Raw genomic sequence first — 19,730 nt, forward strand, 5'->3', positions numbered from 1 at the left:
TTTTATGAGTACATTTAGCATTAAACCTACTGTATGCTTTGATGAAGGTTCAGTAGAATACCTTAATAATATGAAGGAACAAAACGAGGGGCTTATCATATGTTGTGATTCAGGTTCCATAGATTACCTTAATAATTTAGCTGGAAAAAAAGCTCTTATAGTAACAGATCCTTTTATGGTTAAATCAGGAGCTGTAAATAAGATAACAGACATATTCAAGAGAATAAATGTAGACTATGAAATATTTGCAGAAATAGTGCCAGATCCACCAGTTGACATAGTTGCAGATGGAGTAGGCCGTATGATGGCTTTGAGACCAGATGCATTAATTGCACTAGGCGGAGGTTCTTCAATTGATGCAACAAAGAGTATAATGGCATTTTGTTTGAAGATATTAAAGAACAAAGGAGATGCCTCAGGATATAAGAAACCATTGTTCATAGCAGTACCAACTACAAGTGGTACAGGATCAGAAGTTACATCTTTCTCAATAATCACAACAGGAAAGAAAAAAGTAGCTTTAATTGACCAGGCCTTAATACCGGATGTAGCAATATTGGATGCAGATTTTGTTAAGACAGTACCTAGCAGGATAACAGCAGATACTGCAATAGATGTTATAACTCATGGAGTAGAAGCATATGTTTCAAATAATGCTTCAGATTTTAGTGATGCGCTTGCAGAAAAAGCTATAAAAATGGTATTCCAGTATTTATTAAAGGCATATGCAAATGGCGGAGACATGGAAGCAAGAGAAAAATTACACAATGCATCCTGTATGGCAGGTATGGCATTTACAAATGCAGGACTTGGAATCAACCACAGTATGGCCCATATATTAGGGGCAACTTTCCACATACCACATGGTAGAGCAAATGCAATAGTTATGCCTTATGTTATAAAATATAATGCAAACTTGGAAAGCGGAGTAGATACAAAAGCAGCTTTAAGATATAGAGAAGTAGCTGAATTCTTAGGATTACCTGCTTCTACAGCAAAAGAAGGAGTAACAAGTCTTATATGTGCAATAAATGTGCTTAAGAAAGAAACTAATACTCCTATGAATATAAGTGAAACTGGGGTAAGCAAGGAAGATTTCTTGGCTAAGATAGATTTTATGGGAGAAACTGCATTGGCAGACAGATGTACACCTACAAATCCAAGAGTTCCAACTAAAGAAGATTTAATTGCAGTATTTAAAGAAGCTTATGGACTATAGAATGTAATTTTTAATAATGAATTTTACAATATACGAGATCTTTGTATAAATTATAATATATTTAATTAATAAAGCCGTGGTAGATTTGTTTTCAAATTTTTTATCACGGCTTTTGGTATTTATTCCAATATTATAGTTACTAACAGTTCAGTTTTTATGGAGTATGATGAATTCATAATAATTTTTTTAATTCATATTTTGTTATATGTGATAAAAGTGAAATAAAAAGACAGTAAAAAGAATATATCATATTATAGATATATTATATGATGTAAAACATTGCATATATTTTAATATACTGAATAATCTGATAAAAGATAATTTCACAATTACTCTTCCTATATAAAATGTATTCAGATATTATTTTATAAATTTTATAATTTTTATATATTTAAATGAATGTTTTATATTAAAATTTCAGTAAATAATTTCAATTAATTAATTTTATAGTAATTTAACGAATTAAATTATTGAATTAGTGTAAGGGTAAAAATATTAAAAAAGATGGCAAAAATTCTTGAAATCGTATTGAATTGTATGAAAAATGGTGGTATTATAATTAGGGTATTCATTATGTAAAAGTAATATTATTTTATATTTATTTTTAAGGAGGCAATAATGTATGAAAAACATTTTTAGGACGAAACCCATTGAAAGTCTTTTAGAAGAGGCCAGTGGAAAAGAGTCCTTGCAAAAAGTACTGGGTTCCTTTGAACTTACCATGTTAGGTATAGGTGCAATTATAGGTACAGGTATATTTGTATTAACTGGACTGGCAGCAGCTAATTATTCTGGCCCTGCACTTGTAATTTCCTTTATACTAGCAGGACTTGCTTGTGGTTTTGCAGCACTATGTTATGCAGAAGTTGCGGCTATGGTGCCTGTAGCAGGAAGTGCATATACCTATGGTTATGCTGCATTAGGAGAATTTTGGGCATGGATTATAGGCTGGGATTTAATTCTTGAATATGCTTTTGCTGTTGGTACAGTGGCAATTGGATGGAGCGGTTATTTTACTAATATTCTCTTGGACTTAGGTATAGAACTTCCAAAGGCTATTACAAAAGCGCCTTTTGAAGGCGGAATAATAAATTTACCTGCAGCTTTAATACTTGTAGTTATAACAGGTATACTGATAGTTGGAGTAAAGGAAAGTGCTACAGCCAATAATGTAATTGTTGGAATTAAATTGGCAGTAATAATTCTATTTATAATCTTAGGTGTAGGTCATGTAAATCCTGCAAATTGGCATCCATTTATGCCTTATGGCTGGAAAGGTGTTTTTTCAGGGGCATCTATAATATTCTTTGCTTATATAGGATTTGATGCCGTTTCCACAGCAGCAGAAGAAGTAAAAAATCCTCAAAAGGATTTACCAAGAGGCATTATAGCATCTCTAATTATTTGTACAGTATTATATATTGTAGTATCAGCGATTTTGACAGGTATGGTTCCATATTTGAAGTTTAAAGAAACAGCAGCTCCTGTAGCTTTTGCACTTCAGCAAGTGGGAATAACCTGGGGTTCTGCTTTGGTAGCAGTAGGTGCAATTTGTGGTTTGACTTCAGTTTTACTTGTTATGATGTTTGGACAAACTCGTGTAATGTTTGCGATGGCAAGAGATGGACTTCTTCCGAAGGTATTTGGTCACGTTGATTCAAAATTTCATACACCTTTAAGAAGTACATTACTTGTTGGAGCTGTAACTATTGTTATAGCTGGATTTACTCCAATTGCAGTGGTTTCAGAGCTTACTAATATAGGTACACTGGCAGCTTTTGTTATAGTATCTGCATCAGTTATAGTTTTGAGAAAGAGGGAACCAGACAGGCCTAGATCTTTTAAAGTGCCATTTTCACCTGTTACTCCTATTATTTCTATGGCAGCTTGTATCTTTTTAATAGTAAATCTTCAAGGGATAACTTTAATGAGATTTTTAGTATGGCTTATTTTGGGTCTAATACTTTACTTTGTGTATGGATATAAACATAGTACTGTTAATGAAGAATAAAAAGGTAACATTAATTTAATAACTAAACAGTATAATACTTAACATAATAATAAAAAATAGCTGGATAAAAAATTTTAGTGGTAAAATTAAAAAAAGTATTGACATTTGAAACATAAGGTATTATTATCGTCACATATACTAAATATTAATTAACTCTAAATAAATAGAAATTTCTATAATATGGTATTAAAATATAAAAACTATGATAGGGAAGAGTAAGTAGTAAAATATTTTAAAGAGAGTGGGAATAGGTGAAAGCCCACAAATTATATACTATTGAAAATCACCCTGGAGTTGTTAAACTGAACTTATAGTAAGTTTTGCCGGCAAAGCCGTTAATTAAGTTAAGTAAAAAAATTGGGTGGTACCGCGGACCAAACTTCTCGCCCCATACAGGGAGAAAGTTTGGTCTTTTTATATGCATATTTTTAGATTAAAAAAGTAAATAAATTTAACGTGAATATAAGATAAATAACGATGTAGGGGGAAATGGTAATGGAAAGCTTAAAAATTTATTATGATGAAGATAGTAATTTGGATTTATTGAGGGATAAAACAGTGGCAGTTTTAGGCTATGGAAGCCAAGGTCACGCTCACGCACAAAACCTAAAAGACAGTGGAATTAATGTGGTAGTTGGCTTATATAAAGGCAGCAAGTCCTGGAGAAGGGCAGAAGAAGATGGTTTTGAAGTGGTGGAAGCTGCAGGTGCTGTAAAAAAAGCAGATTTAGTTATGATACTGATTCCAGATGAAAAGCAAAAGGGTTTATATATTGACAGTGTTAAAGATAATTTGACAGAGGGAAAAGTACTTATGTTTGCCCATGGATTCAACATACATTTCAATCAGATAACCCCTCCAGAAAATGTGGATGTAATTATGGTTGCACCTAAAGGACCGGGACATATTGTAAGAAGAGAGTATACAGAAGGAAAGGGAGTTCCATGCCTGTATGCAGTATATCAGGACTATAGTGGAAAAGCTAAGGATTATGCACTGGCTTATGCCAAAGGAATTGGCGGCACAAGGGGAGGAGTACTTGAAACTACATTTAAAGATGAGACAGAAACAGATTTATTTGGAGAACAGGTAGTACTTTGTGGAGGAGTATCCGAGCTTATAAAAGCAGGATTTGAAACTCTGGTTGAAGCAGGATATGCACCTGAAAATGCATATTTTGAGTGCATGCATGAGATGAAATTAATTGTAGATTTAATGAATGAAGGCGGATTAAGCTATATGAGATACTCCATAAGTGATACTGCTGAATATGGAGATTACAGCATAGGCAAGAGAATAATAACAGAGGATACAAGAAAGGAAATGAAAAAGGTATTGGGAGAAATTCAAGACGGTACTTTTGCTAAGAACTGGATATTGGAAAACCAGACAGGAAGACCTTCATTTATTGCAAAGAGAAAAAAAGAACAGAACCATCCTATTGAAGTAGTGGGGAAAAAACTTAGATCTATGATGTCCTGGATAAATAGTAAATAATTATAGATTGGCAAAGATATATAAAGAGATATATAAATTAAAGGGGGATATTATTATGAAGATGAAAGGAGCTGAAGTACTATTAAAATGTATGATAGAACAAGGTGTGGATACCATATTTGGTTATCCAGGAGGAACCGTGATACCTATTTATGATGCATTATATAGTACAAAAGAAATAAAGCATATATTGACTGCCCATGAGCAAGGGGCTACTCATGCAGCAGATGGATATGCAAGATCAACGGGAAAGGTTGGGGTAGCAATTGTAACTTCTGGTCCAGGAACAACTAATACCATAACAGGAATTGCCACAGCTTATGCAGATTCTATTCCCATAGTGGTATTTACCGGACAGGTACCTTTAAATCTTTTAGGAAAAAATTCTTTTCAGGAAGTAAATACTAAAAGTATTACAGATTCTATAACTAAGAAAAATTATATTGTAGATAAACCAGAGAATTTACCAACTATAGTAAGAGAAGCTTTTAAGGTAGCAGCTAGTGGAAGACCAGGACCTGTAGTGGTAGATATACCTAAAGATATGCAGACAGCAGAAATTGATTATGAAGTACAGGAAAAGTTACCTTTAGAAGTCAATTTACAACAAAAATCCTATGAAAATGATTTAAATAAAGTGGCAGATATGATAAACAGTAGTGAGAGGCCTGTAGTATATTCTGGTGGAGGAACAATAATAGCTGGAGCACAAGAAGAGCTTATGGAGTTTATCCAAAAAATAGATTCACCTATTACCTGTTCTCTTATGGGAATAGGAGCTTTTCCAGGAGATAGTGAGTACTATATGGGTATGGTAGGTATGCACGGTACGCCATGTTCTAATCGTGCTGTAAGTAATTGTGATTTACTTATAGCTGTGGGAGCTCGTTTTAGTGATAGAGTTACAAGTAAAGTTTCATCTTTTGCACCAAAGGCAAAGATTATTCATATAGATATAGATCCAAAGGAATTCGGAAAGATTGTGAATGTGAATATGCCTGTAACTGGAGATATAAAAGATATACTTCAAAAGTTGAATAAAAAATTAGATAAATTGAATCATACTACATGGATGAACGAAATAAGACATTGGAAACAAAGTCAAAGAGATCCTTTTAAAGATAGGTGTGAATTAAGTCCTAAGTTTATAATGGAAACACTATATAGTCTTACCAAAGGAGATTGTATAGTGACCACAGAAGTAGGACAGCACCAGATGTGGGCTGCACAATACTTTACGTTCTTAAAACCTAGAACTTTTATATCATCCGGTGGACTTGGAACCATGGGATACGGACTTGGAGCTTCCATAGGCGCATTTATGGGTAATCCTAATAAGAAAGTAATAAATGTAGCAGGAGATGGAAGTTTTAAAATGAATTCCACTGAGCTGGTTACTATATCCAGGTACAGATTACCAATAGTTCAATTGCTTTTAAATAATCATGCTCTAGGTATGGTTCACCAGTGGCAGGATATGTTTTATGATAGAAGATTTTCACAGACAGAATTTGGTCCAGAAGTAGACTTTATGAAGCTGGGGGCGGCTTATGGAATAAAGACGTTTAAGATACAATCTAACAGTGAAGTAGAGGAATGTCTGAAAGAAGCTTTAAGTTTAAATGAACCTGTTATTATAGAATGTGTCATTGATACTAAGGTAAAGGTACATCCTATGGTTCCACCAGGTGCAGCCATATCAGAATTTATAGAATAAAAACGCAAGGCTAAATTAAGAAAATATTTTTGAGGAAATTTGTATAGTGTAATGCTATGCTGATTTCCTTTTTATTTTGGTTATTTTTAAACTACTCTATTGTTGTATTTTCAATTGGAATATTTTAAAGAATTAGTTATAATTAATTAAAAGAGATTAAGTGCTAGGAAGTGATTGGATGAAAGTTCAAGAATCAGCAGAAAATTATTTGGAAACTATATTGGTGTTAAGTAAACGAAATGATACTGTGAGGTCAATTGATATTGTAAGAGAATTAGGCTTTTCAAAGCCCAGCATAAGTGTGGCTATGAAAAATTTGAGGCAGAATAATTACATAGTTATGGATGATGAAGGATATATTGAACTCACTTCAGAAGGATTTGAAATAGCTGCTAAAATGTATGAACGTCATACTATTATTTCGAAGTTGTTAGTTAAACTAGGAGTGGATGAAAAAAAAGCGGTAGAGGATGCATGTAGGATTGAACATGTAATCAGTGAGGAAAGTTTCGAAGCTATAAAAAAAGCAGCAGGTAAGATGAACAGGTGATTTTCAGTGGGGACTGGCAGGAGACCATAAGGCTCAGTACCTGTCCTAACCCTTTTCCCAAAGATGGTAATTTCCCTTATGCGATTTTACATAAATTTTAACATTTATCGTCAATAAAAAATTTAAAGACTATTTGGATTAAAAAAAGTCTAAACAGAGTAGTAATAAAAAATAATTTTTTATATAATGGTATTAGTTAGTCATATCTAACTAATACCATTATTGTATTTAATGTGCCCAAATATCAAATTCCTTTTAGGCTCACTCTAATATATGTTTTTCTCAATATTTTAAGAAAACATTTAACCATTAAATCAAGATTTGGTAAGTTATGAAGGTAAATGATAATGAGTAACATTCGATATGCATTTTCATTCAAAAACAAGTATGGTTTTGAATGAAAATTTCATATTGACAAATTGTATTCAAATAAAATATTAAGGGGGAATCTATTTGAGATTAAGAAAAATCTTAGGATTAATAGTGGGTGTGGTAATGTTATTTTCAACCACTGTTCTTGCAGAATCTTCATATTCTTTGAACCAGAAAAGAATTTTTGGAAAAGATAGATATGAGACTTCATCACTTATAAGCAAAAATGGCTGGGAAAGTGCTTCTAGTGTAGTAATATGCAATGGGAAAAATTTTCCAGATGCACTTTGCGCTGCACCTCTTGCAAAAAAGTATAATGCACCAATTTTACTTACCAGTAAATCAGGTTTAAGTGAAAGTATAAAGGAAGAATTATCAAGGCTAAATCCTGACAAAGTGACAGTCATAGGCGGAAGTGGAGTTATATCAGACAAGGTAATATCTGAAATAAAAGCTGCAGCACCTAAGGCCAGTGATATAACAAGACTGGGGGGAGCTACAAGATACGACACTTCAGAAATGATTGCCGATAAAGTTGGAAAAAGTTCTTCAATAGTGTTGGTTTCAGGAAAGGCCCCATCAGATGCACTCTCCATAAGTTATATAGCCGCCAACAAGGGCATGCCTATTTTATTAGCAGATAGAAAGGAAGATGTATCAGAGTATTCAAAAAATAACAGTGTAGAAAAGGCCTATATAATAGGGGGAGAATCCTTGGTATCAAAAGACATAGAAAGCATATTTAAAAATACCGAAAGAATATACGGGAAGGACAGATATGAAAGCAACCAAAAAATACTTGATAAATTTAAAGATGATATAAATTTTGGCAGTATATATCTGGCATCTGCCCAGTATAACGGAGTGGATCAATTTGCAGATGCATTATCCGTTTCAGCTCTGGCATCTAAAGATTGTAATCCTATAATATTAGTAAGCGGTACTATGAATAAGGATACAGTTAGTATAATAAAATCCAAAGTTGATAAAAGCAGCAAAGTAATAGCAATAGGTGGGACTCAACTTGTATCTGAAAATATAGTAACTACTTTGGTTAATGTAAACTCCTCTAATGATAATGATAATCAAGGGAATTCAGGAAGTTCTGGCGGTGGTGGAGGTGGAGGCTCTTCTAGCAGTAATCCATTTGCAGGAGGAAATGGTACTGTATCTTCTCCATATAAAATTGCCACTGCAGCACAGCTCAATAAAGTGCGAAGTTATTTAAACAAAAACTTTATTCTTACAGCAGATATTGATTTATCCAGCTATGCAAATTGGGAACCTATTGGTACTTTCAAACCTCTATCTGACAAAGAAGAGGATGCAGAAACACCAGATCCTGCTGTGGCCTTTAGTGGTACCTTTGACGGTAGAGGACATACTATTTCCAATTTAAAAGTAAATCGTTCTGAAAGTTTTGCATCGGGTTTGTTTGGATGCACTGTTGGAACTGGGGAAAAACCAAGTTCTATTTGTAATTTGAAGGTGCAAAATGCAGATGTGACTGGATTCTATTTGGTCGGCGGCGTAATTGGTCTTCAATATAAGGGCTGCACTGTAGAAAATATAACTCTGACTGGCAATAATAAAATTCAAGGTTCACAGGGTGTGGGCGGTATTGTAGGCACCAGTTTTGAGTGTATAAAGGGTTGTAATGCTATAGCAGATATCATAGTTTTAGGTAGTGATGGTGGTTGGGCAGGAGTTCTAGTTGGTGGAATGGAAGGCAGTTCTCTAATTGACTGTACGTCAACAGGGGGTTCAGTTACTGCAGAAGGTGATAATTGTAATGCTTTAGGTGGATTATCTGGAGGAATATATGCGGGAGTCCAAATTACAAATTGTCATGTTAATAATGTAATTATTACATCTTCAGGTCAAAATGATCGTCTTGTTGGTGGACTTATTGGCTTCACAGGAACTTATGGTCAGGATACACCTACTATGATAATAAACTGTTCAGCCAGCACTACTATCAGCACATCAGATAATACAACTTGCGTCGGAGGGCTAGTAGGAGGTAGTAAAGAGAGTGACACTCAGGCAATTCCTTCTTCTTTTGCCATTAAAAATTGTACAACTGCAGGTACCATTGTTGGTGGTTCTGAGTCAGTGGGAAGCATCACAGGATATGCCTATAATTCTACAGTGGAAAACTGCACAAGTACCATGACCGTTAATGGAAATGCAAATGTACCACAGATTGGGAAGTCAGAAACAACAGAACCTTCATTATTTGCAGGGGGAAGTGGTACAGAAGCTGATCCATATCAAATTGCTACTGCTAGTCAGCTAAATAATGTAAGAAAATATTTAGACAAGCATTATATACTAACAGCAGATATAGATTTATCAAGTTATGAAAATTGGGAATCTATTGGTACATTTAATTCACAGGCTGAGGATGATTCAGGATATTTTGCAAATGCATTTACTGGCAGCTTTGATGGAGACAATCATATTATTTCTAATTTGACTACCAATAGAAAAGATTCTGTAGGAGTAGGTTTAATAGGCGTTTCCACAAGTTCTTCTGTAGTAAAAAATCTTAAAATGGAAAATGTAAAAGCTGAAGGTACAATGGCAGTTGGTGCTGTGGTGGGTTATAACCAAGGTACAGTTGAAAACCTTATATTATCTGGAGACAATAACATAAGCGGTTATAACTGCATTGGTGGTATTTTAGGCGGCAATGAAGGCGGAGCCATTAAAAATTGTACTTCTGCTGCAACAATAAATATATTAGGTGACAATGTATTTGAAAATGGCAGATATATTTTACCTGACAATGCAGAATGCGGTGGTATCATCGTAGGAGGATCTTTTGGAGGAACAATTGATGGTTGCTCGGCTGAAGGTACAGTAAACTCAAAAGGAAGTAATGCCATGGGTCTTGGTGGTGTAGGTGGCTGCCTTGAAAATATGGAAAGTATTATAAATTGTAATGCAAAGGTGACTATCAATGCTGGAGAATCAGCTCATGGTGTAGGTGGACTTTGCGGATTTTCCGGAACATTTGATAAAGAAAATCCAGCTAAAATTTCTAATTGCAAAGTTACTGTAGCTATAAATGGCAAAGATGCTACACATACTGGTGGACTTGTTGGTACAGGCTTGTACATGAACAAGTACAATATGGAGAGTGTATTTATAATTTCTGGTTGTGAAGTTAATGCCACTATCAATGATACTGTTACTCCAGGAACAGTGGCTGGACGGGCTGAGGGAAGTATTATTGAAAGTTGTATAGCAAATGTAACTATAGATGGTGTATCTGATGGGCCGGAAATTGGAATTACAGATAGGCTTTTTGAAAGTGCAGAATAGAGCTAGCATTTTATATGAAAAATATAAATCTAAGATACTTCTTTAATAACAACAAAAAACGCTTTCTTAGCGGTGAATAATGATTTTTTAAACAACGGCTTTGAAATAAACATTAAAGCCGTTGTATTGTTTGGTATAGACTAATTGTATTCAAAAAAATAAACAAAATCTCCATTAATTTGATAAAGGTTCTTTATGTCTATTTATGAAAATGTACTTAAATTTTGTATAGAAAACTAAGTAGTGTTTACTTAAAGGAAGAAACAGTGTCTGGAGTTTATTTATATGATGGAGAATTAAAGAAGAAGGTATTTGTTTGCATTTCTGAACTGGATAAAAATTATAGGGTAGGGTTGTTATATTTTGATAGTAATAGGGGGTGAGAATATGAATACTATTTTAAGAAATAAATTAGATGATTTTTATGTAGACGATAATGCATATATTTTAATAGAAATATTGGATTACTCATCTTTAATGGATGATAGAGGGAGGATGTTTCATGTAATTCAAGATGGAAATAAGCAGTTGGAAATATATGCACAAAGAGTTCATAAAGGGAAAAATGATGGAATTGATAATTGGAAGTTTTATTATAGAATATATAATAATGGTAAAGTCTTAAAGGAGTTTGAAACAAGTATGATTTGGGAAAGATCAGAATTGAGAGATATATCAGAAGAATTAAAAGAGGTGGGGTTAATTTCTAAAAAGATACAGAGAAACATGATAATTTCTTATAAAAAGGAGTAATGGAAGAGAAAGGAGTAAGGTGGATTGAGACAAAACTCTAATTTAATGAAATTATATAATACTATTTTATCTTTAAATAGGGAACATGTGAAAGTGAGTTTTCCTGCTGAAATAGGAAAAGGTTTAGTATTACAATGGAGAATAAAGCAAGGTATTACAATTACTGATTGGAAAATGAATTATAATAGAGAAACATTAGTAAGAGAAAATTCTAGTCTCTATTTTGTCAATTTATGTTTTTGTGTAAAGGGAGAAATGTGTTGGGAACGTGAAAAGGATAGAAATGAAATAGAAGAAGGGGATATGTATTTATATCGGAGTAAAGGAGAATTAGAAGTTGGATATTATGAGAAAGAAAAAAACTATGAATTTATAAGTATAAAAATACCTGAATCCATTTTTATGGAAATTATAATGCAATATTTAGATGAAAGAGAATTTAAAAACGTGATTTATCACATAAATAAAGGTTTGAAATTTTCTGCAAATCACCATATAAATAGAATTTTATATTCTCTAAGAGAAATTCCTAAAAACAAAGGATTAGCAAGCATGTATTTAGAGGGTAAGCTTTATGAATTAATAGCAGTTTATTTATCCAATATAATAGAAAAGAATAGGGAATGTTATTATTCCATTAAGTTAACTTCAGAAGACGTTGATGCTATAAATAAAGCAAAAAATATTATAGACAATAATTTAACCAATTTACCTACTGTAAATGAATTGACAAAACTGGTTAATATTAATACATCTAAGTTGTCCCAAGGATTTCGAATGATATTTGGTGTACCAGTATATACTTATGGAATAAACCAAAGACTAGAATATGCTGCTTATTTATTAGACACAACGAATAAAAATATTGGAGAAATAGCCACTTTATTGGGGTATACCAATATGAGTCATTTTTCTTACGCCTTTAAAAAACAGTTTGGGCTACTTCCTAAAGAGTATAGAAAAAAATAAAATGAAAATTGATAAAATAAAAATGAAAATTGGTAGAAAAAGATTTTTATAGGGTTTATCATTTATACTGTAAAAGTTAGACAAAACTAACTAAACGGGTTAAGAATTTAAAAAGCATATTTTTTAATAGGTAAAAATATTTGGAGGTGAAATGAATGTTTGATAAGGTTTTTCAGTATGCAGGACCTCATAAAAAAGGAATGATTCAGGCAACGATTCTTGTTTTATTCAGTGTTATATCCGGTGTGTTTCCTTTCTTTATGGCATATCAGATTATTGCTCCTCTTGTTAGTGGAGAAAAGCTGAGTGTTTTTTATGTAAGTGTTCGGGTGTTTATGATTTTAATACTTTTAATTTTACAAGCGCTATTTTATGGATGGGGACTATCTATATCACATAAAGCGGCTTATGGAACACTATACCGTTTAAGAGTTTTACTGCAGGAAAAGTTGGAAAGCTTACCTTTGGGTGTAATTCAAGAAAAAGGAACTGAGCTTCTGAAAAAACTGTTTGTAGATGATGTAGACGGTTTGGAGATTTTGTTAGCCCATACATTACCGGAGGGAATTGCAAATCTTATGGTTCCTGTTGTGATTTATATTATGATGTTCATTGTGGATTGGAAATTAGCCTTTCTGTCTTTGGCATCTGTACCTTTCAGTGTTATTGCTATGAAGACTATGTATTCTATTGGAATGAAAAAAATGGGATCCTATTATCAAGCTGGTCAAATTATGAATAATACCATTATTGAGTACATTAATGGTATGGAAGTTATTAAAGTCTTTAATAAAGCAGGACAATCCTATGAACGCTTTGAAAGAGATGTAAAAAACTATAGGAATTTGACTTTGGGTTGGTATAAGGCTTGTTGGCCGTGGATGGCTATTTATAATAGTCTTCTGCCTTGTACTATTATTTTAACATTACCATTAGGCTCATGGCTTGTGTTAAGAGGTCATTCTATATTGCCTGATTTAATCTTAATTTTATGTTTATCTTTAAGTATAGGAATTCCGCTTTTGAGGGCATTAGGATTTTTACCAACAATGCCTCAGATAAATTACAAAATTATGGCGATAGAAGGGGTTTTGGAGAGTGAACCTTTAAAACATACAGGTAATGAATTTATTGGTAAAGATTATACCATTGAATATAAGAATGTAACCTTTGGATATGATGAAAAAGATGTTATTTCCAATATATCTTTTATTATTCATCCCAATAATACTGTTGCATTGGTTGGTAAATCCGGTTCCGGGAAAAGTACCTTAGCAAAACTGGTGCTAGTATAAAAATGTAGACACAAAAATTCGAACAATATAGAATAAAAGAAAAGGAGTGTCTATAAAGATGTCAAATAAATCCAAAAGATATACAGAAGATTTTAAAAATACAGTAGTAGAACTTTATAAATCAGGTAAATCTTTAAGTGAGTTAAACAGCGAATATGGCGCATCTAAATCAACAATAAAATCATGGGTTAAAAAATCAACACCTATACAGATAGATAATAACAAAACTATTACGACAGCTGATTATCAGGTATTGATGAAAAAAATGGCCAGGTTGGAGGAAGAAAATGAGATATTAAAAAAAGCTATGGCCATATTTGCAAAGAAAAATTAAATGTATTATACAAGTTTATTAAAGATAACAAAAATAATTATAGTATTAAGTTAATGTGTGAGGTTTTTAATGTACCAAGAAGTTCTTTTTATAAAAATTCCAGGTGCAGCCAGAGTACACGAAGTATTCAAAATGAACAGATTAAATCCTCTATTCTAGATATTTATAGAGATAGTAAGGAACGTTATGGTGCAATAAAAATAAATCATAAGCTTAGGCAGCTCAATATACTACTTGTAGCTTGTCTAACTTCAAGCTCAATCTTTGAATTTTCGATATTCCGAAGGAGACATACTGGTCATTTTCTTAAATGCGGCTGCAAATTTGCTTTGATTTTCATATCCAACCTTTCCTGATATCACCGCAATGCTGTCATATGAGTTTTGCAGCATAAATGCGGCGGTTTTGATTCTGTAATGGTGCATATAATTTCGGATTGTTGTTCCATAAATGCCTTTGAAGCAACTTTTCAATGTGGTTACGCCAATTCCATATTTTTTTGATATTTCTTCAATTGTAATGCGTTTATTCATATGTGTAATTAAATGGTCTCTTATTTGTCTTGTAATGGTTACTTGTTTTCTTGAATAATAGGGTCTTTCTTGATTTTGTTCTGAAATATTGTTACTGCTCAAAAAAAGTAATAGTTCAATCACTTTTATTTGATGATATGTGCGGCAGAGTTCTTCCTTTACTGGATAAGGTTGTGAAAAAATATGTTTTATTTCATTTCTGGCCCTCAGGATAAAGCAGTGATCCTGTACACATAGTTTTTTCATAAGTTTATATAAATCAATAGAATCTGGCAATTTCATTTTTTTGATGGATATCACTGCCTCATCTAAATAAATGATAATAGATATACCCTTAAAATATCCTAATGGGAAACTAGATGAAATCTTCTTACATGAAAAATTACTAATAGATAAATCACCCTTATTTAAATATATATAATCATTTTTTTAAACTCGCATTCATATCTGCCCTCTAGGCAATGATTGATTTCTATAATATTTGTATTTGTTATATTATTATTTGGGTTTATATTTAGTTGGAACAAATTATATGTCAATTGAATTCCTGGAAGTACTTCATACTTTATAAGTTTTCCTGTACCGCTCTGATTTTCGATATAGTATTCTGTACAATAGCGGTGCTGTTTTATAGCTTTTAAATCTGAACCAAATATATTCTGCCACTTTATTGTTTGCATTAGTTTTTCTCCTTTCTATTGATATAGTATCTCATTGTAAGTCTATATCTTACAGTGTTAGCTAATTCTAACGTTGGAATAAAATATAGAAAAGAAAAAGTAAGTATATGAGTACAATTTTACTCCTTATAGATAATTTAACCATTATAATTTATTATGCTTTAATTGATATTGATTATCAATATCTTTGCGGTTTGACTATAGAAAAATCTATAGCAGCAAAATAGTAACTTTAAGATTTATCTTGATTATTCAAGCAGTTCTTTTACATCCTTATAAATTAATATATTCGATATACCTGCATAGTATCTTATTATTCCATCAATCACAGTTATTGGAGGGGTGAATCCCTTATGGATAATATTATTTACTTCAGTTCCTTCTTTATCTGATAAATTTATTTTATCAAGTTCTATAAAATTTAATATTATATTTTGTGATACGTCACTATTATTAAGGAAATCTCTTAAATCATTATAGAGTTCCTCTGTTTCTATAAGTGTTACATTTGATTCAGATGAAATAGAATTTTTACAGTTGTTTCTGCAGTTTGTACAGCTGCTGCATTTTGTTTTATTTTGGCAGCTATTAGAAGTGGAATCATGACTGCTATTGCAGCAGCTTTTTAAAGATAGCACAGCATTCTTATTTCCATTCTCTAATAATAACAATTATATTATCATAAAGAGATAATTTTATGCAATTCAAAATGTGTTATATTGACAAAAAGTATATTTAAAAATAAAATTAGTATAATAATTATTAGTTGTTTAAAGATGATTTGTACAGGAGATGTAATCAATGAATAGAGAAATTTATATGGACTATGCAGCTACAACTTTTGTAAAACCAGAAGTTATAGAAGAGATGAAATTATATTTTCATGAGTATTTTGGTAATCCTTCTTCCGTCTATCATATATCGAGAAGTACAAAAATGGCCATAACAAGGGATAGAGAAAAGATAGCATCAGCTATAAATGCAAATAGAGATGAAATATTTTTTACAAGTGGAGGATCAGAATCAGATAATTGGGCCATAAAAGGAGTAGCTTTTGCAAATAAGGAAAAAGGAAAGCATATAATAACTACAGGCATTGAACATCCTGCGGTAATAAACACCTGCAAATATATGGAAAAACAAGGCTTTAAAGTTACTTATCTTCCTGTGGATGAATTTGGAACAGTAGATATAAAAAAACTTGAAGAAGCTATAAGAGAAGATACATTACTTGTATCTATAATGTTTGCAAATAATGAAATAGGAACTATACAGCCTATAAAAGAAATAGGAAATGTGTGCAAAAAAAGAGGGGTTTTACTACATACAGATGCAGTTCAAGCAGTAGGTAATGTTCCCATTGACGTTAAGGATATGAATATAGATCTTTTGTCTATGTCATCTCATAAATTTTATGGACCTAAAGGTATAGGTGCTCTCTATATAAAAAAAGGAGTAAAAATAGATAGTTTTGTTCATGGAGGTTCCCAAGAAAGAGGTAGACGAGCTGGAACGGAGAATATTGCAGGTATAGTTGGTATGGGAAAAGCACTTGAAATCGCAGTTGAAAATATGGATAGGGAAAATGAAAGACTAAGTTACATTAGGGATAAAATGATAGAAAAACTTTTAAAAATACCTCATACCAGATTAAATGGACATAAAAGCAATAGACTTCCAGGCAACATAAATATTTCTTTTGATTTTGCGGAGGGAGAAATTCTGGTTATGGCTTTAGATAATAAAGGGATATACGTATCTGCAGGAAGTGCGTGTTCTGCAGGAGCCATGGAACCATCCTATGTGCTGAAGTCCATAGGGCTTTCCGACAGTAGGGCAAAATCCTCTATTAGACTTAGCTTGGGAGCTAATACTACAGAGGAAGATAGTAGCTATGTTACGGGTATTATAAAAGATACAGTGTTTAAATTAAGAGAAAATAATGCAAAATGGGATTCTAAAAAATTTTAGATTAGAATAGGTGATAAAATGGCAAAAAAAGTAGTAGTAGGTATGAGTGGTGGAGTAGACAGTTCCGTTGCAGCGCATCTTTTGAAAGAACAAGGATATGAAGTTATTGGAGTAACAATGCAAGTTTGGCAGGAAGATGACTACTATAAGGGTATGGAAGGGGGATGCTGTTCTTTAAGTACTGTAGAAGATGCCAGGATGGTAGCATATCATCTTAATATACCTCATTATGTTATGAATTTTAAAGATGTATTTAAAAGGAATGTAATAGACTATTTTATACAGGAATATATGGAAGGAAGGACACCCAATCCATGTATAGCTTGTAATAAATATATAAAATTTGATGAACTTTTAAAGAGAGCCATGGATTTAGGTGCAGATTATGTGGCTACAGGACATTATGCCACTGTAGAAAAAATCAAAGACAGATATACGCTGAAGAAATCAAAAGATTATAATAAGGATCAAACTTATGCTCTTTACAATCTTACTCAGTTTCAGCTGGCGCATACTTTAATGCCTTGTGGAATATATAAAAAAGAAGAAATAAGAGAAATAGCAAGAAAAATAGGACTTAATGTCTATTCTAAAAGAGATAGCGAAGAAATATGTTTCATTCCAGATAATGATCATGGAGCTTATATAAGGAGAATCATGAAAGACAAAGTAAAAGAAGGAAATTTTATAGATAAACAGGGGAATGTACTGGGAAAACATAAGGGGATAGTTTACTATACATTGGGTCAGAGAAAAGGACTGGGCTTATCCTTTGGCGTGCCTATGTATGTTATAGATATAAAGCCTCATACCAATGAAGTTGTACTTGGCAGCGAAGAAGATATATTTAAAACGGATTTGGTGGCAAAAGATGTGAATTTTCTTCCCTTTGAGAATTTGACCTCACCAATGAAGGTAAAAGCTAAAATAAGATATTCCTCAAAGCCTGCAGAGGCAGTAGTAAGTTCCATAGACAAAGAAAAAGTAAAAGTAAAATTTACTGACAAACAAAGGGCAATTACAAAAGGGCAGTCTGTAGTATTCTACAAAGATAACATTTTAATTGGTGGAGGAATTATTGACAGTTAATATTATAAGTGCTAGAATTAAAAGAAATAAATTTTTTGAAGGTTTATTAACATATTGACATAAAATGAGATGTGTAGTAGACTATGAAAATAACATTAAAAACTAAGACAGGGATCAAGTAAATGTGACTAACATTTTAAAGAGAGTGGTTGAAGCTGGAAATCCATAAATGTTACATGTTGAAACTCCCCCTGGAGTTGTAAGCTGAACTTATAGTAGGCTGTGCCGGTAGAAGCCGTTATAAAGTATGAGTAAGAAATTTGGGTGGTACCGCGGTAGACTTTCGCCCCAGGCAGAAGGTCTATTTTTTTATGCTATTTTTAAGAAATAAACAATATAGGAGGAAATAATAATGGAAAGCTTAAAAATTTATTATGATGAAGATGGTAATCTGGATTTATTGAGGGATAAAACAGTGGCAGTTTTAGGCTATGGAAGCCAGGGTCACGCTCACGCACAAAACCTAAAAGACAGTGGAATTAATGTGGTAGTTGGCTTATATAAAGGCAGCAAGTCCTGGAGAAGGGCAGAAGAAGATGGTTTTGAAGTGGTGGAAGCTGCAGATGCTGTAAAAAAAGCAGATTTAGTTATGATACTGATTCCAGATGAAAAGCAAAAGGGTCTATATATTGACAGTGTTAAAGATAATTTGACAGAGGGAAAAGTACTTATGTTTGCCCATGGATTCAACATACATTTCAATCAGATAACCCCTCCAGAAAATGTGGATGTAATTATGGTTGCACCTAAAGGACCGGGACATATTGTAAGAAGAGAGTATACAGAAGGAAAGGGAGTTCCATGCCTTTATGCAGTATACCAGGATTACAGTGGAAAAGCCAAGGATTATGCACTGGCTTATGCCAAGGGGATAGGAGGTACAAGAGGAGGAGTTCTTGAAACCACGTTTAAAGATGAAACAGAAACAGATTTATTTGGAGAACAGGTAGTACTTTGTGGAGGAGTATCAGAACTTATAAAAGCAGGGTTTGAAACTCTGGTTGAAGCAGGATATGCACCTGAAAATGCATATTTTGAGTGCATGCATGAGATGAAATTAATTGTAGATTTAATGAATGAAGGCGGATTAAGCTATATGAGATACTCCATAAGTGATACTGCAGAATATGGAGATTACAGCATAGGCAAGAGAATAATAACAGAGGATACAAGAAAAGAAATGAAAAAGGTATTGGGAGAAATACAAGACGGTACTTTTGCCAAGAACTGGATATTGGAAAACCAGACAGGAAGACCTTCATTTATTGCAAAGAGGAAAAAAGAACAGAATCATCCTATTGAAGTAGTGGGGAAAAAACTTAGATCTATGATGTCCTGGATAAATAGTAAATAATTATAGAATTAAAATATTAAATTTGGAGGTTTTGGCAATGCCAAAGCCTCCAAATT

15 protein-coding genes, 1 pseudogene and 2 other annotated features are annotated in these 19,730 nt (G+C 32.7%); of the genes and pseudogenes, 13 read left to right on the forward strand and 3 right to left on the reverse strand.

The annotated features are described in order from the left end of the window. The first annotated feature begins 4 nt into the window (after nucleotides 1–4). The 10 genes and pseudogenes from AB3K27_RS05925 to AB3K27_RS05970 all read left to right on the forward strand — a co-directional run bounded on the left by AB3K27_RS05925 (nucleotide 5) and on the right by AB3K27_RS05970 (nucleotide 14,047). Nucleotides 5–1,219: a 1-propanol dehydrogenase PduQ gene (locus AB3K27_RS05925; protein WP_368490315.1), complete on the forward strand. Its 1,215-nt coding sequence runs from the start codon at nucleotides 5–7 to the stop codon at nucleotides 1,217–1,219. A 622-nt stretch (nucleotides 1,220–1,841) separates the two neighbouring features. Then, nucleotides 1,842–3,230 carry an amino acid permease gene (locus tag AB3K27_RS05930; RefSeq protein ID WP_368490317.1) on the forward strand — a complete coding sequence of 463 codons (1,389 nt, stop codon included), beginning with the start codon at nucleotides 1,842–1,844 and terminating at the stop codon, nucleotides 3,228–3,230. Nucleotides 3,231–3,423: 193 nt separating this feature from the next. Then, nucleotides 3,424–3,624 (forward strand) — a binding site (T-box leader). 101 nt (nucleotides 3,625–3,725) lie between these two features. Further along, complete coding sequence (gene ilvC / locus AB3K27_RS05935) at nucleotides 3,726–4,727, forward strand: ketol-acid reductoisomerase (RefSeq protein ID WP_368490318.1); 1,002 nt, start codon at nucleotides 3,726–3,728, stop codon at nucleotides 4,725–4,727. Nucleotides 4,728–4,782: 55 nt separating this feature from the next. Next, nucleotides 4,783–6,444 (forward strand): biosynthetic-type acetolactate synthase large subunit, encoded by a 1,662-nt coding sequence (gene ilvB / locus AB3K27_RS05940; RefSeq protein ID WP_368490319.1) that lies wholly within the window; start codon nucleotides 4,783–4,785, stop codon nucleotides 6,442–6,444. 178 nt (nucleotides 6,445–6,622) lie between these two features. Further along, nucleotides 6,623–6,994, forward strand: coding sequence for a metal-dependent transcriptional regulator (locus AB3K27_RS05945; protein WP_368490320.1), 372 nt, complete (start codon nucleotides 6,623–6,625; stop codon nucleotides 6,992–6,994). A gap of 453 nt (nucleotides 6,995–7,447) precedes the next feature. Beyond that, on the forward strand, nucleotides 7,448–10,696 hold the full coding sequence (locus AB3K27_RS05950) for a cell wall-binding repeat-containing protein (RefSeq protein ID WP_368490321.1): 3,249 nt from the start codon (nucleotides 7,448–7,450) through the stop codon (nucleotides 10,694–10,696). Nucleotides 10,697–11,083: 387 nt separating this feature from the next. After that, entirely contained in the window at nucleotides 11,084–11,449 is a 366-nt protein-coding gene (locus tag AB3K27_RS05955; RefSeq protein WP_368490322.1) for a hypothetical protein, read from the forward strand. Between the two features lie 45 nt (nucleotides 11,450–11,494). Then, nucleotides 11,495–12,418 carry a helix-turn-helix domain-containing protein gene (locus AB3K27_RS05960; RefSeq protein ID WP_368490323.1) on the forward strand — a complete coding sequence of 308 codons (924 nt, stop codon included), beginning with the start codon at nucleotides 11,495–11,497 and terminating at the stop codon, nucleotides 12,416–12,418. 155 nt (nucleotides 12,419–12,573) lie between these two features. Beyond that, nucleotides 12,574–13,707: pseudogene (locus AB3K27_RS05965) on the forward strand (ABC transporter transmembrane domain-containing protein); the annotation flags it as partial. A 64-nt stretch (nucleotides 13,708–13,771) separates the two neighbouring features. After that, nucleotides 13,772–14,047, forward strand: coding sequence for a transposase (locus tag AB3K27_RS05970; RefSeq protein ID WP_368490324.1), 276 nt, complete (start codon nucleotides 13,772–13,774; stop codon nucleotides 14,045–14,047). A gap of 257 nt (nucleotides 14,048–14,304) precedes the next feature. Here AB3K27_RS05970 and AB3K27_RS05975 read toward each other — a convergent pair whose 3' ends face one another. The 3 genes from AB3K27_RS05975 to AB3K27_RS05985 form a co-directional block, all read right to left on the reverse strand. Then, entirely contained in the window at nucleotides 14,305–14,862 is a 558-nt protein-coding gene (locus AB3K27_RS05975) for a helix-turn-helix domain-containing protein (protein ID WP_368490326.1), read from the reverse strand. Nucleotides 14,863–14,987: 125 nt separating this feature from the next. Continuing rightward, nucleotides 14,988–15,260, reverse strand: coding sequence for a hypothetical protein (locus AB3K27_RS05980; protein ID WP_368490327.1), 273 nt, complete (start codon nucleotides 15,258–15,260; stop codon nucleotides 14,988–14,990). A gap of 248 nt (nucleotides 15,261–15,508) precedes the next feature. Beyond that, nucleotides 15,509–15,931, reverse strand: a complete 423-nt coding sequence (locus tag AB3K27_RS05985) for a hypothetical protein (RefSeq protein ID WP_368490328.1) — start codon at nucleotides 15,929–15,931, stop codon at nucleotides 15,509–15,511. Nucleotides 15,932–16,061: 130 nt separating this feature from the next. Between AB3K27_RS05985 and nifS the strand changes: the two genes are divergently transcribed. From nifS to ilvC (AB3K27_RS06000), 3 genes are all read left to right on the forward strand, one after another. Then, complete coding sequence (nifS, locus tag AB3K27_RS05990; RefSeq protein WP_368490329.1) at nucleotides 16,062–17,231, forward strand: cysteine desulfurase NifS; 1,170 nt, start codon at nucleotides 16,062–16,064, stop codon at nucleotides 17,229–17,231. Between the two features lie 18 nt (nucleotides 17,232–17,249). After that, a complete protein-coding gene (mnmA, locus tag AB3K27_RS05995; protein WP_368490330.1) occupies nucleotides 17,250–18,320 on the forward strand; it encodes a tRNA 2-thiouridine(34) synthase MnmA in 1,071 nt (356 codons plus the stop codon). 95 nt (nucleotides 18,321–18,415) lie between these two features. Then, nucleotides 18,416–18,614 (forward strand) — a binding site (T-box leader). Between the two features lie 58 nt (nucleotides 18,615–18,672). Beyond that, nucleotides 18,673–19,674, forward strand: coding sequence for a ketol-acid reductoisomerase (gene ilvC / locus AB3K27_RS06000; RefSeq protein ID WP_368490331.1), 1,002 nt, complete (start codon nucleotides 18,673–18,675; stop codon nucleotides 19,672–19,674). Nucleotides 19,675–19,730 lie beyond the last annotated feature (56 nt).

The organism is Clostridium sp. BJN0013, assembly GCF_040939125.1.
GTDB lineage: Bacteria > Bacillota > Clostridia > Clostridiales > Clostridiaceae > Clostridium_B.

What these genes read in the sequence shown, in the direction of transcription:
- nifS (WP_368490329.1), top strand. Translation starts at nt 16,062, where the DNA reads ATGAATAGAGAAATTTATATGGACTATGCAGCTACAACTTTTGTAAAA.
- AB3K27_RS05980 (WP_368490327.1), bottom strand. Translation starts at nt 15,260, where the DNA reads ATGCAAACAATAAAGTGGCAGAATATATTTGGTTCAGATTTAAAAGCT.
- ilvB (WP_368490319.1), top strand. Translation starts at nt 4,783, where the DNA reads ATGAAGATGAAAGGAGCTGAAGTACTATTAAAATGTATGATAGAACAA.
- AB3K27_RS05960 (WP_368490323.1), top strand. Translation starts at nt 11,495, where the DNA reads ATGAAATTATATAATACTATTTTATCTTTAAATAGGGAACATGTGAAA.
- mnmA (WP_368490330.1), top strand. Translation starts at nt 17,250, where the DNA reads ATGGCAAAAAAAGTAGTAGTAGGTATGAGTGGTGGAGTAGACAGTTCC.
- AB3K27_RS05975 (WP_368490326.1), bottom strand. Translation starts at nt 14,862, where the DNA reads ATGAAATTGCCAGATTCTATTGATTTATATAAACTTATGAAAAAACTA.
- AB3K27_RS05945 (WP_368490320.1), top strand. Translation starts at nt 6,623, where the DNA reads ATGAAAGTTCAAGAATCAGCAGAAAATTATTTGGAAACTATATTGGTG.
- AB3K27_RS05925 (WP_368490315.1), top strand. Translation starts at nt 5, where the DNA reads ATGAGTACATTTAGCATTAAACCTACTGTATGCTTTGATGAAGGTTCA.
- AB3K27_RS05955 (WP_368490322.1), top strand. Translation starts at nt 11,084, where the DNA reads ATGAATACTATTTTAAGAAATAAATTAGATGATTTTTATGTAGACGAT.
- AB3K27_RS05930 (WP_368490317.1), top strand. Translation starts at nt 1,842, where the DNA reads ATGAAAAACATTTTTAGGACGAAACCCATTGAAAGTCTTTTAGAAGAG.
- ilvC (WP_368490331.1), top strand. Translation starts at nt 18,673, where the DNA reads ATGGAAAGCTTAAAAATTTATTATGATGAAGATGGTAATCTGGATTTA.
- AB3K27_RS05970 (WP_368490324.1), top strand. Translation starts at nt 13,772, where the DNA reads ATGTCAAATAAATCCAAAAGATATACAGAAGATTTTAAAAATACAGTA.
- ilvC (WP_368490318.1), top strand. Translation starts at nt 3,726, where the DNA reads ATGGAAAGCTTAAAAATTTATTATGATGAAGATAGTAATTTGGATTTA.